Genomic DNA, 13,341 nt, shown 5'->3' on the forward strand with positions numbered 1-13,341 from the left:
ACGAAGGGCACGTCAGGACAGTTCGGGACAGCCAGGGAAGCCTAGTTGGAGTTGAGGAGCTTCAGTGCAGGTCCCATACCCACGCACCGGCGATCCGCTCACCAGGTCGCCCCAGAAGCTTGGACACGGTCTCGTAAAGGGGCCCCTCGTTGTACTGCGACGGGAGGACGACCACGCCCGCCCGCCAGTACGCCAGGTCCGCCCGGGCCTGCTCCTGCCAGCGCGGGCCGATCGCCGGGACGCGGCCGCTCCAGCGCACCTCCCGCAGGAGGTTGGAGGTGTGGCGCGGCACGGCGCCGTAGATCCCGATCCGTTCGGGCCCGTACGGGCCGTTGAAGTACCCGCCGGGCACCGGGAAGCCGAAGCCGGTCTGCGCCTGCCAGTGCAGGGCGTCCGCGCTGCCCGGGTCCGGCAGGGGCACCGGCACGATCGACTCGCCGGGCCCCAGGTACTGCCGCCAGGCGCCGTACGCGAGGAAGGCGGGGACCGGGGCCCGTTCGCGCACCGGGTACGGCGTCGGGAGGATCGGCAGCAGTGCGAGCGCCACCGCCGCGAGGCCCGCGATCCGGTACGCAGGGGTGCGGGAGGCCGCGAGGCGCTCCACGGCGAGGGCCACCAGCATGCCGAGCACGGGTGCGCAGATCATGGCCACGCGCGACTCGATGACCGACTCGAAGAGCGGCTTCTCGGCGAGAAGTCGCCACGGTCCGGGGACGACGACGTCCGTGTACGGGACGCGGACGCGCGGGCCGAGCGACAGCAGCGCCGCGCACACCGCCGTGGCGGTCAGCGCCTCCACCAGGGGCCGGCGCCACAGGCGTACGGCGATGGCGAAGGCGAGGGCGGTGAGCGGCCAGCCGTAGAAGGCGTTCTGCTCGGTGCGGTTCATGGCGAGCCGGTCCGCCGTGGCCTCGTCCCCGGCGAGCGACCGGCCGGCGAACTCCAGGAAGGCGAGCGGGCCGTTGCCGGCGTTGGGGCCGTGCAGGACGCTGTGGTAGCTCTGCGGGCCGAAGAACTGCCAGTACAGGGGGAAGGCCACCAGCGGCAGGCAGACCGCCAGGGCCACGCCCAGGCCCTTCAGCAGGGGCCGCCACGCCGCCCGGGCCACCTCGCGGCGCGCGAGCGCGTACGAGAGGGCGAAGAGCAGCATGCCGACGGCGGCGAGCAGCAGCGGCTCCTCGCCGAGGAAGATCTGGTACGTCGCGAAGAGCCCGAGCAGCACCCCGTCGCGGACGACCGCCCGCCCTTCGCACAGGCGCAGGGCCCGGTCGATCAGGACCGGCATCATGAAGAGGAGCAGGAAGTTGGGGTGGGCGTTGCCGTGGGAGATCATCGGCGGCGCGAAGGCGGCGAGGGCGGCGCCGGTCGCGGCGGCCCACCGGTTGCGTACGACCCTCCGCGCGAGCAGCCAGTACCAGGAGCAGGCCGTGGCGGCCAGGCCGCCGGTGAGGACGAGGGCCCAGGTGACGGTCGGGCCGAGGGTGAGCGTGACGGGGGTCAGGGGCACGGAAAGGCCGAGCATGACCGTGTTGGCCATCAGGTTCACGCCGTCCGGATGGTTCTGGACGGTGGTGAAGAGCGGGTTGCGCAGATGGACGACGTTGTCGGCGGTGACCGCGAAGAACCACTCCCACTGGTTCTGGTCCTGGCCCGCGTCGGCCAGGTAGGCGCGGTCCAGGTCCGCCCACAGGCCCCGGTAGAGGAGGATGGAGGCGAGGACGAAGAGGCCGGCCACGGCCAGGTCCGTCCGCCGGACGGAGCGGGCGCGCAGCGTCACGAGTTCGGCCAGCACGCGCGCGTAGTCCAGGGGCGCCACCTTGGAGCCCGCCTGGTGGGACCAGCGCACCGGCACCTCCGTCACCGGCCAGCCGGCCTGCCGGAAGAAGCGCAGGATCTCGACGTCGATCCCCCACCCGTCCAGGCGGGAGTCGGCGAAGGCCGCGCGTGCCTTGTCGCCGTCGAAGAGCTTGAAGCCGCACTGGGTGTCGCGTACGCCGGGTACGGCCACGGCCCGTATGAACCGGTTTCCGATCCGCCCGAGCCACTCGCGCAGGCGGTGCTGGTGGACCTCTATGCGGGAGTCGGGGTGCGCGCGTGAGCCGATGGCGGCGTCCGCGCCCTCCGCGGTGAGTTCCTTGTCGAGCCGGTCCAGCTCCTCGATGGGCGTGGCCAGGTCGGCGTCGGTGACGAGCACGCGGCGCCCGTAGGAGGCGAGGACGCCGCGCCGCAGGGCGTGGCCCTTGCCGCGGTTGCCGAGGCCGGTGATGACGTGGACGCGCGGCTCCTCGGCGGCGAAGTCCCGGGCCACGCGCGCGGTGGCGTCGGTCGAGCCGTCGTCGACGACGATGACCTCCCAGTCGCCCCAGCGGCCGGGGTCGGCGGTCAGGTGGGCGCGGATGGCGTCGAGGGTGGGACGCAGGCGGGCTTCTTCGTTGTACGCCGGGACGACGACGCTGAGGTCGGTCACGGGCGCGTACCGCCCGGGCCGTCGACGTGCTCCCGGCGCTCCGGGCGCTCCGGTCCGTCCCGGTGCTCGGGGCGCTCCAGGCCCTCCAGGTGGTCGGCCCAGGCGAGCGCGTGCGCGTTGTAGGCGTCGATCACGGCCATGACGGCGTCCGGGTCGCCGAGCGTCACCGCGTTCACCAGCTCCTCGTGGCCGCTCCACAGCCAGTCGCAGGCGCGCCGGTCGGCGCGCAGGTGGGGCACGGTGAACACCCAGGCCTGGACGCGCAGCCGGTGCAGGAAGTCGCCGATGTAACGGTTGGCCACGAAGCCGCTGAGCTCGCGCCAGAAGCGCAGGTCGTAGCCGATGAGGATGTCCAGGTCCCCGGCGCGCGCCGCCCGCGCGGCCTCCTCGGCGCGCCGGCGCACGGACACCAGCGGCGCGCCCTGCACGGCGTGCACATGGACGGTGAGCCGCTTGAAGACGCCGTCCACGATGAGCGCGCGGGCCTCGACCATGCCCCGGTAGTCGTCGACCGAGAACTGGTGCACGCGGAAGCCCTTGTGCTGGTCGGAGTCGAGGAGGCCCTGCGCGGCCAGGTCGACGAGCGCTTCGCGGACGGGTGTCGCGGACACCCCGTACTGCTCGGCGATCTGCTTGACCGTGAACTCCTGCCCGGGCTGCAGACGCCCCGCGAGCACCTCGTCACGCAGCGCGTCCGCGATCTGCTGGCGCAGGGTGTTGCGGGTCACACCTCCGCTCGCGGGCATGGTTCTGGCCCCCTCCGTCCGGTTCCGGACACCTTAAGCCAGCCGGAGGGGGCGCGTTCCAGATCGTTACGGTGCGTGCTCGGTGTACTCGTCCGCCACCGCGAGCGCCGCGTCGAGGGCGGCGAGGCCCTCCTTGGCCTCCGCCTCGGTCAGGGTGCAGGCGGGGACGGCGTGGGTGCGGTTCATGTTGATGAAGGGCCACAGGCCGTGCTTCTTGGCGGCGGCGCCGAAGGCGGCCATGGGCGCGTTGGCCTCGCCGGTCGCGTTGTACGGGACGAGCGGTTCGCGCGTCTCCTTGTTGCGGACGAGGTCGAGCGCCCAGAAGACGCCGAGGCCGCGCACCTCGCCGACGGAGGGGTGGCGCTCGGCGAGCTCGCGCAGGCCGGGGCCGAGGACGTTCTCGCCGAGGTGGGCGGCGTTCTCGACGACCTTCTCGTCGGCCATGACCTGGAGGGTGGCGACGGCGGCCGCGCACGCGAGCGGGTGGCCGGAGTAGGTGAGGCCGCCGGGGTAGGGCCGCTTGTCGAAGGTGGCGGCGATCTCGGCGGAGATGGCGACGCCGCCGAGCGGCACGTACCCGGAGTTGACGCCCTTGGCGAAGGTCAGCAGGTCCGGTACGACGCCGAAGTGGTCGGCGGCGAACCACGCGCCGGTGCGGCCGAAGCCCGCCATGACCTCGTCGAAGATGAGGACGATGCCGTACCGGTCGCAGATCTCGCGGACGCCGGCGAGGTAGCCGGGCGGCGGGACCATGATGCCGGCGGTGCCGGGGACGGTCTCCAGGATGATCGCGGCGATGCCGGCCGGGCCCTCGAAGGCGATCGTGTCCTCCAGGTGCTGGAGGGCGCGCTCGCACTCCTGCTGCTCGGTCTCGGCGTAGAACGGCGAGCGGTAGAGGAACGGCGCCCAGAAGTGGACCACACCGGCGGTGGCGGTGTCGGAGGCCCAGCGGCGCGGGTCGCCGGTGAGGTTGATCGCGGTGGAGGTGGCGCCGTGGTACGAGCGGTAGGCGCTCATGATCTTGGGGCGGCCGGTGTGCAGGCGGGCCATGCGGGCGGCGTTCTCGACGGCCTCGGCGCCGCCGTTGGTGAAGAAGATCTTGTCGAGGTCGCCCGGGGTGCGCTCGGCGATGAGGCGTGCGGCCTCGGAGCGTACGTCGATGGCGAAGGCGGGCGCGAAGGTCGTCATCTTCGCGGCCTGCTCCTGGATGGCCGCGACGACCTTGGGGTGCTGGTAGCCGATGTTGGTGTAGACGAGACCGCTGGTGAAGTCGAGGTAGCGGTTGCCGTCGTAGTCCCAGAAGTACGCCCCCTCGGCGCCGGCGACGGCGAGCGGGTCGATCAGGCCCTGGGCGGACCAGGAGTGGAAGACGTGCGCGCGGTCGGCGGCTTTGACGGCGGCGCCGGCCTGCGGATCGGCGTGGGCGGCGGGATCGGCATGAGGGGTCATGCGGCCCAGGGTAAAGATGTGCTGGTGGGGGTTGGTATGGCCATCTTGTATGGCGGAAGGCGCGGGGGTCGGCAAGGTGTCGGGGGTGGCGGCGGAGTGAGGGGTGCCGAGGGGGTCGTCGAACAGGTCGACGCCCTGCTGAGGGGCGGTTACATCGGCCGGGAGAAGGCGGCGGAGGTGGCGGCGGCCGAGCCGCGTGCGGCGTCTCGGGAGGTGCTGGAGTGGCTGCGGGTGCTGGCGGGGGCCGGGGCCTGGGCGCGCTTCGTCAGGTTCGCGCTGCTGGCGGCGGAGCTGCACCCGGAGGGCCTGGCGGAGGTCGTGGTGCCGGTGATCGCGTCGGGCGCGGGTGGTGGGGCGGGTGGGGCTGGTGGGGCCGGGGGCGTCCTTGAGGATCTGGTCGACATCGCGGGTGAGATCGGGGCTGTGGAGGCCGTCCCGGCGCTGGCGGCGCTGATCGACGGGCGGCGGGAGTCGGGCGCGGACGCGCCGTACTTCGCGCTGAGCCTGAAGTGCGTCCACGCGCTCGGGGGCATCGGCACCGCCGAGGCGCAGGCGGTGCTGCACGCGGTGGCCACGGGCGACCATCCCGGTGTGCTGCGGTGGAACGCGGCGGTGGAGCTCGGCATCGAGGACGAGCTGGGCTACGACGAGGACGAGATGCTCGGGTCCACGGAAATTCATTGACAGCATTCTGTCGAGATGACAGCATGTAGTCATAGCCCGCACGAATGTGCGACGCGTGCGACGCACGGGAGGCCACCATGACCGGCACCACCTCGTCCGAGACCTCGACCGAGAATCCGTCCGAGACCTCGACTGCGACCTCGACCAGGACCGTTCACCTCGCCGTCTACGACTCCTTCGCCGACTGGGAGACCGGTCATGCCACCGCCTGGCTGGCGCGCAGCGGATTCGACGTCCGCACGGTCGGTTTCACCACGGACCCCGTGACCACCATCGGCGGTCTGCGCATCACGCCGGACCTGGCCCTGGCGGAGCTGCGGCCCGAGGACAGCGCGTTGCTCATCCTCACGGGCGCCGACCTGTGGGACACCTCCGACGACCTGGCGCCGTTCGCGGCGAAGGCGCGCGCGTTCCTGGACGCGGGCGTGCCGGTGGCCGCGATATGCGGGGCGACCGCCGGGCTGGCCCGCGAGGGGCTGCTCGACGGGCGCCGCCACACGAGCGCGGCCCCCTTCTACCTCGCCGCGACCGGCTACAAGGGAGGCGAGGAGTACGTCGAGGCGGACGCCGTCACCGACGGGGACCTGATCACGGCCGGGCCCACGGAACCGGTGGCGTTCGCGCGGGAGGTGCTCGGCAGGATGGGCGCGTTCGGGGGCGCGAAGCTCGACGCCTGGTACCGGCTGTTCCACGACTCGGACCCCGCCGCCTACGAGGAGCTGAACGCGTGACCCCGGTCGAACGGCACCTCCAGGAGCTCCTCAGCCGTACCGCGCTCGGGGTCTTCCGGCTGAACGGCCAGCTGCTCGCCGTCTCGGAGAAACTGGCCCGTCCCGCCGGGCTCACCGCCGCGTGGTGGCAGGTCCTCGGAGCCGTCCTGCGGGAGCCGCTTCCCGTGTCCGGGATCGCCCGCGCCATGGGCATCACGCGCCAGAGCGTCCAGCGGATCGCCGACCTGCTGGTCGCGGAGGGCCTCGCCGAGTACCAGCCGAACCCGGCGCACCGGCGGGCGAAGCTCCTCGCCCCCACGGAGCTGGGCCGGGAGTCCGTCGCCCGCATAAACCCGGGCCACGCGGAGCTGGCGGCCCGGCTCGCCGCCGAGCTGGGCGAGGAGGCGTTCGACGAGACCGCGCGGGCGCTGGAGCGGCTGTCCCGGGCGCTCGACAGGGTGGCGGACGAGCCGGCGCCGGGCGGCCCGTCCAGCGTGTGAACGCTTGTGTAGGGTGGGGGAATTCGTCAGCAGGACGACCGAGGAACCAAGGAGGTGAGACCCGTTAACGCCACGTCAGACCGGGTGCTCTCCTCTCACGGCTCGTAGGGACACAGTCCGCGAGAGCGCCCACGGCTCTCGAAAGGCTTTCCCATGGCCGTACACCCCATAGACCCCGCCCACACGGGCGCCGCCCCCGACACCGTCGTCTCCGCCCTCCGGGCCGCGGGGTGCGTCTTCGCCGAGGACGAGGCGGAGTTGCTCCGCTCCGCCGCGCGCACGCCGCAGGAGCTCGACGCGATGGTCGAGCGGCGGATCGCCGGACACCCGCTGGAACACGTCCTCGGCTGGGCCGAGTTCCGTGGCGTGCGGTACGCCGTGGACGAGGGGGTGTTCGTGCCGCGCCGCCGCACCGAGTTCCTCGTCGAACGGGCCGAGGCGCTCGCGCCGCCCGGCGCGGTGGTCGTCGACCTGTGCTGCGGCTCCGGCGCGCTGGGCGCGGCGCTCGTCGCGGCGCTCGACGGCGCGGAGTTGCACGCCGCCGACATCGACCCCGCCGCCGTGCGGTGCGCGCGCCGCAACGTCGCCGCGGCCGGGGGCCGGGTCTACGAGGGAGACCTGTACGCGCCGCTGCCGCGCACGCTGCGGGGCCGGATCGACGTCCTGCTCGCCAACGTCCCGTACGTACCCACCGAGGAGGTCGCGTTCCTGCCCGCCGAGGCGCGGGTCCATGAGGCGCGGGTCGCGCTCGACGGCGGCGCGGACGGGCTGGACGTGCTGCGGCGCGTGACCGCCGAGGCGACGGTCTGGCTGGCCCCGGGCGGCTGCCTGCTGTTCGAGACCAGCGAGCGGCAGGCCGACACGGCCGCCGGGATCGTCGCCGCCGACGGGCTCACGCCCCAGGTGGCCACCTGCGAGGACCGGTACGCCACGGTGGTCATGGGCACCCGGGCCTGACCACCCCGGCCCCGGAGGGCCGGGGTGGCCGGGGTGGCCGGATCGCCTACAGCTTCATGCCGTACACGTAACGGGTGTTGTAGACGCTCAGGTCCTCGCCGGGCTCCTGGTCGCCCTTCGCGTACTCGCACAGCGTCCAGAGCACGTTGTCCCGCGCGTCGTAGCTCACGTCCTCGATGCCCGGCGGGAACTCCCACGTCCGGGGCCGGGCCCGCCACCGGTGCAGCTGTCCGTTGCCCTTGGCGGAGTGGCTCGTGGTCACGTAGTACGTGCCGTTCACGGAGACCGCGCCCTGCACCGATTTGGGGCCGGTGTACACCAGCGGGACACTCGACGTGTGCCGGGCCAGCAGCCCGGTCGACTTGTCCAGGTCGAACCGCGCGATGCGCGGCCTCCGCCGGCTCCCGCCCCCGCGGTACTCGCTCACCACCAGCCGGTGCGTGGAGCCGGACCGGTCCAGGGCGACCTGGGAATAGGTGAAGGCGTCCCCGTCCTCCTGGCCCACGTCCTGGTCCACGTCCTGGTACGCGGTCACCTGCGGGATGACGTAGGCGTAGCCGTCGGCGCTGTACCGGCCGTCCTCGAAGCCGAAGCGGCCCTGGCTCGCGGCGTCGGTGCGGACCCCGAAGATGTTGTCGACGTCGAAGACGCGCAATCCGCGCCGGCCCTCCGCGCTCTCGGCGACGTACAGCAGGTTGCGGTACCAGGCCACGGCGCCCGCGTGCGTGTGGATGGGGTGGAAGCTGGGGTCCCGCCCCTCCGCACCGCCGAGCGCCGGTTCCGCCAGCAGCACATGCCGGTACCTTGCCTCGCCGGAGGAGGCGATCTCGACCACGCTCAGGCGTGTGCCTTCGGGGCGCGCCGCCTTGTGGGCGTCCCACGAGACGATCAGGACCCTGCGGGCGGGACGCCCGCCCACGGCGTCGTAGTTGGTGGTGATGCCCTGCGGCCGCCAGTTCGGGGTGAGGAAGTCGTCGGGATGCCACTGGAACCCGTGCGCGAGCCGGGGGACGCGCCTCTCCGGAGGCCGCAGCGCCGCGGTCGGGTAGGAGACGCGGGTGATCCGCCTCCCGGTCCGCTCCGGCGGCGAGTCCAGCAGCGTGGCGAGCGGGACCCGCCAGAGCCCCTGCCTCCGGCCCAGCTCTCCGGCGGCGCGCTCGTTCAGCTGCCGGATCACCTCGGCGTACGTCGGCCCGCTCTTCGGCCCGGGCACCCGCTCGACCTTCTGCCGGCCCGCCGCCGCCAACGCCGTCTCGGGAACGAGCAGCCCGCCCGCCGCTGCCGCCAGCGGGGCGGCGGCCAGGCCGCGGAGTAACGTCCTGCGTGTTGTGTCCATGGCCTGGGACGGTAGGCGTCCCAGGCGCCCTGTGGGCCCGGACCTCGTGTCCCGGACATGTCCCGGACAGCCGCGATGAGCGTGCTGCGCAGCAGCACCGGATGCGCCGTCGCGTCCAGCGCCTCGAGCACCTTCCCGGAGTGGGCCGAGTGCCGAGTAGGGTTGCCTGTAGGACAAACCACCCGAAAGGGGGCGACATGTCCTCGATCAAGGAAAGTGTCGAGATCGCCCGCCGTCCCGAGGACGTCTTCGCCTATCTGACCGACCCCACTCACCTGCCCGAATGGCAGGAGAGCGCCATCGCGGCCACCCCGGTCGGCGACGCCCCCGTGGGCGTGGGCTCGCGGGTCATGGTGACCCGGCAGGTCGGTCGTCGGCGGATGCCGATGACCATGGAGATGAGCGAGTTCGACCCGCCGAGGAGCTTCCGCATGGACGGCGTCGACGGCCCGGTCCGTGGCCATGTGAAGGGCACGGTCGAGCCGGTGGGCGACGGGGAGCGGTCGCGCGTGACGCTCGACCTCGACTTCGAGTCGCACGGGATGGGCAAGGTGCTCGTGCCCCTCGTCATACGCCCTCGCGCGAAGAACGAGATGCCGAAGAACGAGCAGCACCTCAAGGAGCTGCTGGAACGGTAGGCAGGCGACGGTAGGCGGGCCAGGCAGGCCGCGGCACCACCGGTACGGGGCCCGGGCGCGCATCGCACGGGCTCCGCGTCCGTTCGCTCAGCTCTGTCCGTTCGCTCACCTCTGGTCGTCGGGGCCCGACCAGTCGAAGGTGATGTGCTTGCTGGACCGGCCGGCCTCGTGGCTCCACCGGAAGCCGTACGCGTCCGCCCGGTCGGCGGTCGAGCGGCCCCAGGTGGCGAGCTGCCCCGGCCCGGTCTCGCAGCCCGGCAGGTTCGTGACCTGGACGCGCGCGCCCTCCGGGGTCGTGGGGCCGGTGAGCGCCTCGGCGCGGGCCTCGACGCGGCCGGGGATAACGGCGCTCCAGGACCCCAGGTCGTCCTCGATCGAGAACTCGATGGGGGCGAACTCCATGCCCCGCATCTCCAGGGCGGCGCCGCTGACGAAGACGGCGGGCCAGCCGCCGGCCTGACCGCCGAAGACCATCTCGAGGGCGTCGCGCTGCGCCGTGTCGGCCCGTTCGTCGATGAAGAAGGCGGCGTAGGCGTCGGAGTGCTCGGCCCAGGCGTTTCCGGTGAAGGACGCGAGGACCAGGACGTTGAGGTCGTCGATCACCACGTCCCCGTAGGTGCCCTCGCGGATGTGCCAGACCATGATCCCCTCGCACTCGCCGGTCGTGGGCGGCTGTGCGAAGGAGCAGGGGCACGGGATGCCGCACTTGCAGGTGTCGAACCAGTCCCCGGCGACGTGCCAGCGCGGGACGGCTGTGTCGGTGTCGGCCATCTTCGGACCTCCTCGCTGCGCGCGCCGCCGCTTCTTCCAGGGTGCACCCTGGAAGGGACCGCCGTGGAGGGCGCCGTGAACCACTCCAGGACCCTTGCGCGCCACCATCGCCGCATGGCCGTCGAGCCTCCACTGCGGCGGGGGAACCTCCTGCCGCCGCGGGCGCTCGCGATCGCCTGGTCGCTGCTGGTGCTGATCGCGGTCCTGGCATGGGTGCTCACCGTGGGGCAGGCCCGCCACATGGGGGTCGAGCCCGGGACGATGGGGATGGCCCTCCCCCTGTTCCTGCTGCTGTGGCTGCTGATGATGGCCGCCATGATGCTGCCCTCGGTCGCGCCGGTGGCGGTCACCTGGGCGCGGGGCATCGGCCGGCAGTCGACGGGCGTGACGCGGGCGGCCCGGACGGCCGCCTTCGTGGCGGGCTACCTGCTGGTGTGGACGGCCTTCGGGCTCCTCGCGTACGGGGCCCTGGCCGCGACCGGGGAGCTGGTGCGCGACCACCCGGGCGCGGGGCGCTGGATCGCCTTCACGGCGTTCCTGCTGGCCGGGCTCCAGCAGCTCGGGCCGCTGAAGAACGTCTGCCTGCGGCACTGCCGGAGCCCGATGGGCCAGCTGATGCGGTACGCGCAGTTCCGGCGCGGGGCGCGGGACCTCCGGGTGGGGGCGCACCACGGGCTGTACTGCGTCGGCTGCTGCTGGGGGCTGATGGTGATCCTCGTACCGCTCGGGGTCATGAACATCGCGGCGATGGCGGGGGTCGCGGCCGTGATCTTCATCGAGAAGCTGTGGCGGCTGGGGCCGTGGTTCTCGACGGCGGTCGGGGTGGTGTTCCTGGTGCTGGCCGGGCTGGCACCGTTCCAGGACGGGCTGCTGCCGGGGCTCCAGGTGCCCGAGGAGCCGATGCACATGCACTGACGCGTTTCCGCGCGGCAGCGGCCTACTCGGCGTACTTGCCGAGGTCACTGGCCTGGAGGGCCGCCTTGTCGTTGAAGCCGATGACGTAGCCGTCGAGGTCGCGGATGTAGAACAGGCGCTGCCCGGTGTGGTCGGAGGTCATCTCCTTGACGACTTCGGCGTGCCGGGACGCGTTCTCGTAGAAGGCGTCGAGGCCGTCGACGGCGAGGTAGAACATGCCGGCGAACCCCACGGGCTGGTCCCTGAGGACCGGGAGCCACTGCTTGAGGTCGGCGTTGCGGTAGATCATCGCGCAGAACTCCCCCTGGTGGAGGAGCATGTGGATGTCGTCCCCCGGGCGCGAGGTGCTGGAGTCGGCGTCGAAGCCCAGTTTCTTGTAGAAGGCGAGGCTGGCGGCCGTGTCGGACACGCTGAGGCAAGGAACGAAGGGCATGGAGGACTCCTGGGCTACGGGGGCTTACACCCGTTGTGACACACCTCCACCCGGCTCGCACGCGGGGAGGCACTTGGTCGGGTGACCGTAGCCGGCGCCTAGGGCGGACCGTGTCCTACACGGGGGCGGCCGCCCCCGGCAGCCGCCCCTCTGGCACACGTCACCTCTTCCGCCGCCGCGCCTCCCTCGCCTCGCGCTCGACGGCCCAGGCGTCGCCCACCGGACCGAGGTGACGGAGCTTGTCGGGGTTGAGGACCGCGCGGATGGCCTGGATCCGCCCGTCGAGCACGTCGAGGGTCCAGATGTTGAGGACCCCGCCGTCGCGGTCGCGGAAGACCGCCCCCGGCTGACCGTTCACCTCCTGCGGGTCGAACGTCACGTCGACCAGGGCCATCTGCGGATAGACGGAGACGAGCAGCCGGGCCACGTTCTCGGCGCCCACGATGGCCCTGGCCAGCTGCGGGGCCTTGCCGCCGCCGTCCCCGACCAACTGGACGTCGGCGGCCAGCAGATCCCGCAGCCCGCCCATGTCACCGTCCTTCAGCGCGTCGAAGAACCGCGCCGCCAGCTCCTGCCGCTCCTGCCGGTCCGCCGCGAACCGGGGCCGCCCCTCCCGCATGTGCCGCCGCGCCCGTACGAGCAGCTGCCGGCAGGCGGCCTCCGAACGGCCCACCGCCGCGGCGACCTCGTCGAACCCGAAGGCGAACACCTCACGGAGCAGGAACACCGACCGCTCCAGCGGACTGAGCCGCTCCAGGAGCAGCAGCGACGCCATGGACACCGAGTCCGACAGCTCCGCCGCGCGTTCCGGGTCCTCGTACGGGTCGTTGAGCAACGGCTCGGGGAACCACGGCCCGACGTACTCCTCCCGCCGCACCCGGGCGGAGCGGAGCACGTCGATCGCGATCCGCGTCACCGTGGCGGACAGGAACGACTTGACCGACGCGGGCCGCGTCGCCGAGGCGTCGTACCGCAGCCACGTCTCCTGCACGGCGTCCTCGGCCTCGCTCACGCTGCCCAGGATCCGGTACGCGATCGAGAACAGCAGCGGCCGCAGCTCCTCGAACTCCTCGACCTTGCTCACGCCGATTCCCCCTCGATCCCCTGCGTCAACGGCCCGTTTCCGGGGTCAGTGGAACTGCCCGGCCACGTAGTCCCCGGCCGGCTGCCGGTTGATGATGTTCAGCCGGTTCGCCGTGTTCATGAAGGACACCAGCAGCACCAGCGCGGCGAGCTGCTCCTCGTCGTAGTGCTTGGCGGCCCGCGCCCACACCTCGTCGTCGACCCCGCCGGCCCCGTCCGCGACCCGGGTCCCACGCTCCGCCAGCTCCAGGGCGGCGCGCTCGGCCTCGGTGTAGACCGTGGCCTCCCGCCACGCCGCCACCAGGGCCAGCCGTACCGGGGTCTCACCGGCCGCGGCGGCGTCCTTGGTGTGCATGTCGACGCACAGGGCGCAGCCGTTGATCTGGCTCACGCGCAGCGCCACCAGCTCCTGCGTCGCGGACGGCAGCGGCGACTCCTTGAGCGCCCTGCCCGCCGATGTGAAGTGCTTGAGGACCTTGCCGGCGGTCGGGCTGGCGAAGTAGTCCAGTCGCGCGTTCATCGTGTGCTCCTCATGTCGTGCCGGGCTCGTGGGGTGAGCGGTGTCCGGTGCCTACGCCCACGAGACGAGGCAGCCCGAGGCCCTGTGACACGACGGCGCGTGTGACCCGCGTCTCGTCTCCCCTCGGCCGGC

General features: G+C 72.6%; 14 protein-coding genes. 6 read left to right on the forward strand and 8 right to left on the reverse strand.

Annotated elements, in window-relative coordinates:
- Positions 1–61 precede the first annotated feature (61 nt).
- The 3 genes from AC07FJ_RS13825 to AC07FJ_RS13835 form a co-directional block, all read right to left on the reverse strand.
- Positions 62–2,467 carry a dolichyl-phosphate beta-glucosyltransferase gene (locus AC07FJ_RS13825; RefSeq protein WP_479048654.1) on the reverse strand — a complete coding sequence of 802 codons (2,406 nt, stop codon included), beginning with the start codon at positions 2,465–2,467 and terminating at the stop codon, positions 62–64.
- Complete coding sequence (locus AC07FJ_RS13830) at positions 2,464–3,213, reverse strand: GntR family transcriptional regulator (RefSeq protein ID WP_479048656.1); 750 nt, start codon at positions 3,211–3,213, stop codon at positions 2,464–2,466. Before AC07FJ_RS13830 ends, AC07FJ_RS13825 begins: the two co-directional genes overlap by 4 nt.
- A gap of 66 nt (positions 3,214–3,279) precedes the next feature.
- The gene (locus tag AC07FJ_RS13835; protein WP_479048658.1) at positions 3,280–4,662 is read right to left on the reverse strand and encodes an aminotransferase class III-fold pyridoxal phosphate-dependent enzyme; all 1,383 of its coding nucleotides are present in this window, start codon (positions 4,660–4,662) and stop codon (positions 3,280–3,282) included.
- Positions 4,663–4,758: 96 nt separating this feature from the next.
- Here AC07FJ_RS13835 and AC07FJ_RS13840 point away from each other — a divergent pair, with 96 nt between their 5' ends.
- The 4 genes from AC07FJ_RS13840 (at position 4,759) to AC07FJ_RS13855 (ending at position 7,513) form a co-directional block, all read left to right on the forward strand.
- Positions 4,759–5,346 carry a hypothetical protein gene (locus AC07FJ_RS13840; RefSeq protein ID WP_479048660.1) on the forward strand — a complete coding sequence of 196 codons (588 nt, stop codon included), beginning with the start codon at positions 4,759–4,761 and terminating at the stop codon, positions 5,344–5,346.
- A 77-nt stretch (positions 5,347–5,423) separates the two neighbouring features.
- Entirely contained in the window at positions 5,424–6,077 is a 654-nt protein-coding gene (locus tag AC07FJ_RS13845; protein ID WP_479048662.1) for a DJ-1/PfpI family protein, read from the forward strand.
- Complete coding sequence (locus AC07FJ_RS13850; protein WP_479048664.1) at positions 6,074–6,556, forward strand: MarR family winged helix-turn-helix transcriptional regulator; 483 nt, start codon at positions 6,074–6,076, stop codon at positions 6,554–6,556. Before AC07FJ_RS13845 ends, AC07FJ_RS13850 begins: the two co-directional genes overlap by 4 nt.
- A 153-nt stretch (positions 6,557–6,709) precedes the next feature.
- Positions 6,710–7,513, forward strand: a complete 804-nt coding sequence (locus AC07FJ_RS13855) for a putative protein N(5)-glutamine methyltransferase (RefSeq protein ID WP_479048666.1) — start codon at positions 6,710–6,712, stop codon at positions 7,511–7,513.
- A 46-nt stretch (positions 7,514–7,559) separates the two neighbouring features.
- Here the strand turns inward: AC07FJ_RS13855 and AC07FJ_RS13860 are convergent, their stop codons facing one another.
- Positions 7,560–8,849 (reverse strand): hypothetical protein, encoded by a 1,290-nt coding sequence (locus tag AC07FJ_RS13860; RefSeq protein ID WP_479048668.1) that lies wholly within the window; start codon positions 8,847–8,849, stop codon positions 7,560–7,562.
- 197 nt (positions 8,850–9,046) lie between these two features.
- Between AC07FJ_RS13860 and AC07FJ_RS13865 the strand changes: the two genes are divergently transcribed.
- Positions 9,047–9,487 (forward strand): SRPBCC family protein, encoded by a 441-nt coding sequence (locus tag AC07FJ_RS13865; RefSeq protein ID WP_479048670.1) that lies wholly within the window; start codon positions 9,047–9,049, stop codon positions 9,485–9,487.
- A gap of 105 nt (positions 9,488–9,592) precedes the next feature.
- On the opposite strand, the gene AC07FJ_RS13870 is transcribed toward AC07FJ_RS13865, so the two are convergent.
- A complete protein-coding gene (locus tag AC07FJ_RS13870) occupies positions 9,593–10,258 on the reverse strand; it encodes a DUF1326 domain-containing protein (RefSeq protein WP_479048672.1) in 666 nt (221 codons plus the stop codon).
- Positions 10,259–10,372: 114 nt separating this feature from the next.
- Here AC07FJ_RS13870 and AC07FJ_RS13875 point away from each other — a divergent pair, with 114 nt between their 5' ends.
- Positions 10,373–11,173 (forward strand): DUF2182 domain-containing protein, encoded by an 801-nt coding sequence (locus tag AC07FJ_RS13875; protein WP_479048674.1) that lies wholly within the window; start codon positions 10,373–10,375, stop codon positions 11,171–11,173.
- 22 nt (positions 11,174–11,195) lie between these two features.
- Here AC07FJ_RS13875 and AC07FJ_RS13880 read toward each other — a convergent pair whose 3' ends face one another.
- The 3 genes from AC07FJ_RS13880 to AC07FJ_RS13890 form a co-directional block, all read right to left on the reverse strand.
- On the reverse strand, positions 11,196–11,606 hold the full coding sequence (locus AC07FJ_RS13880; RefSeq protein WP_479048676.1) for a VOC family protein: 411 nt from the start codon (positions 11,604–11,606) through the stop codon (positions 11,196–11,198).
- 160 nt (positions 11,607–11,766) lie between these two features.
- Positions 11,767–12,690, reverse strand: a complete 924-nt coding sequence (locus AC07FJ_RS13885) for an RNA polymerase sigma-70 factor (RefSeq protein WP_479048679.1) — start codon at positions 12,688–12,690, stop codon at positions 11,767–11,769.
- Positions 12,691–12,735: 45 nt separating this feature from the next.
- Positions 12,736–13,209 (reverse strand): carboxymuconolactone decarboxylase family protein, encoded by a 474-nt coding sequence (locus AC07FJ_RS13890; RefSeq protein ID WP_479048681.1) that lies wholly within the window; start codon positions 13,207–13,209, stop codon positions 12,736–12,738.
- Positions 13,210–13,341 lie beyond the last annotated feature (132 nt).

Source organism: Streptomyces sp. NPDC045998 (genome assembly GCF_056430285.1).

Bases quoted from the DNA above. Each gene is read 5' to 3' on its own strand.
- AC07FJ_RS13830 (WP_479048656.1), bottom strand. From the start codon at position 3,213: ATGCCCGCGAGCGGAGGTGTGACCCGCAACACCCTGCGCCAGCAGATC.
- AC07FJ_RS13835 (WP_479048658.1), bottom strand. From the start codon at position 4,662: ATGACCCCTCATGCCGATCCCGCCGCCCACGCCGATCCGCAGGCCGGC.
- AC07FJ_RS13845 (WP_479048662.1), top strand. From the start codon at position 5,424: ATGACCGGCACCACCTCGTCCGAGACCTCGACCGAGAATCCGTCCGAG.
- AC07FJ_RS13855 (WP_479048666.1), top strand. From the start codon at position 6,710: ATGGCCGTACACCCCATAGACCCCGCCCACACGGGCGCCGCCCCCGAC.
- AC07FJ_RS13860 (WP_479048668.1), bottom strand. From the start codon at position 8,849: ATGGACACAACACGCAGGACGTTACTCCGCGGCCTGGCCGCCGCCCCG.
- AC07FJ_RS13865 (WP_479048670.1), top strand. From the start codon at position 9,047: ATGTCCTCGATCAAGGAAAGTGTCGAGATCGCCCGCCGTCCCGAGGAC.
- AC07FJ_RS13870 (WP_479048672.1), bottom strand. From the start codon at position 10,258: ATGGCCGACACCGACACAGCCGTCCCGCGCTGGCACGTCGCCGGGGAC.
- AC07FJ_RS13875 (WP_479048674.1), top strand. From the start codon at position 10,373: ATGGCCGTCGAGCCTCCACTGCGGCGGGGGAACCTCCTGCCGCCGCGG.
- AC07FJ_RS13880 (WP_479048676.1), bottom strand. From the start codon at position 11,606: ATGCCCTTCGTTCCTTGCCTCAGCGTGTCCGACACGGCCGCCAGCCTC.
- AC07FJ_RS13890 (WP_479048681.1), bottom strand. From the start codon at position 13,209: ATGAACGCGCGACTGGACTACTTCGCCAGCCCGACCGCCGGCAAGGTC.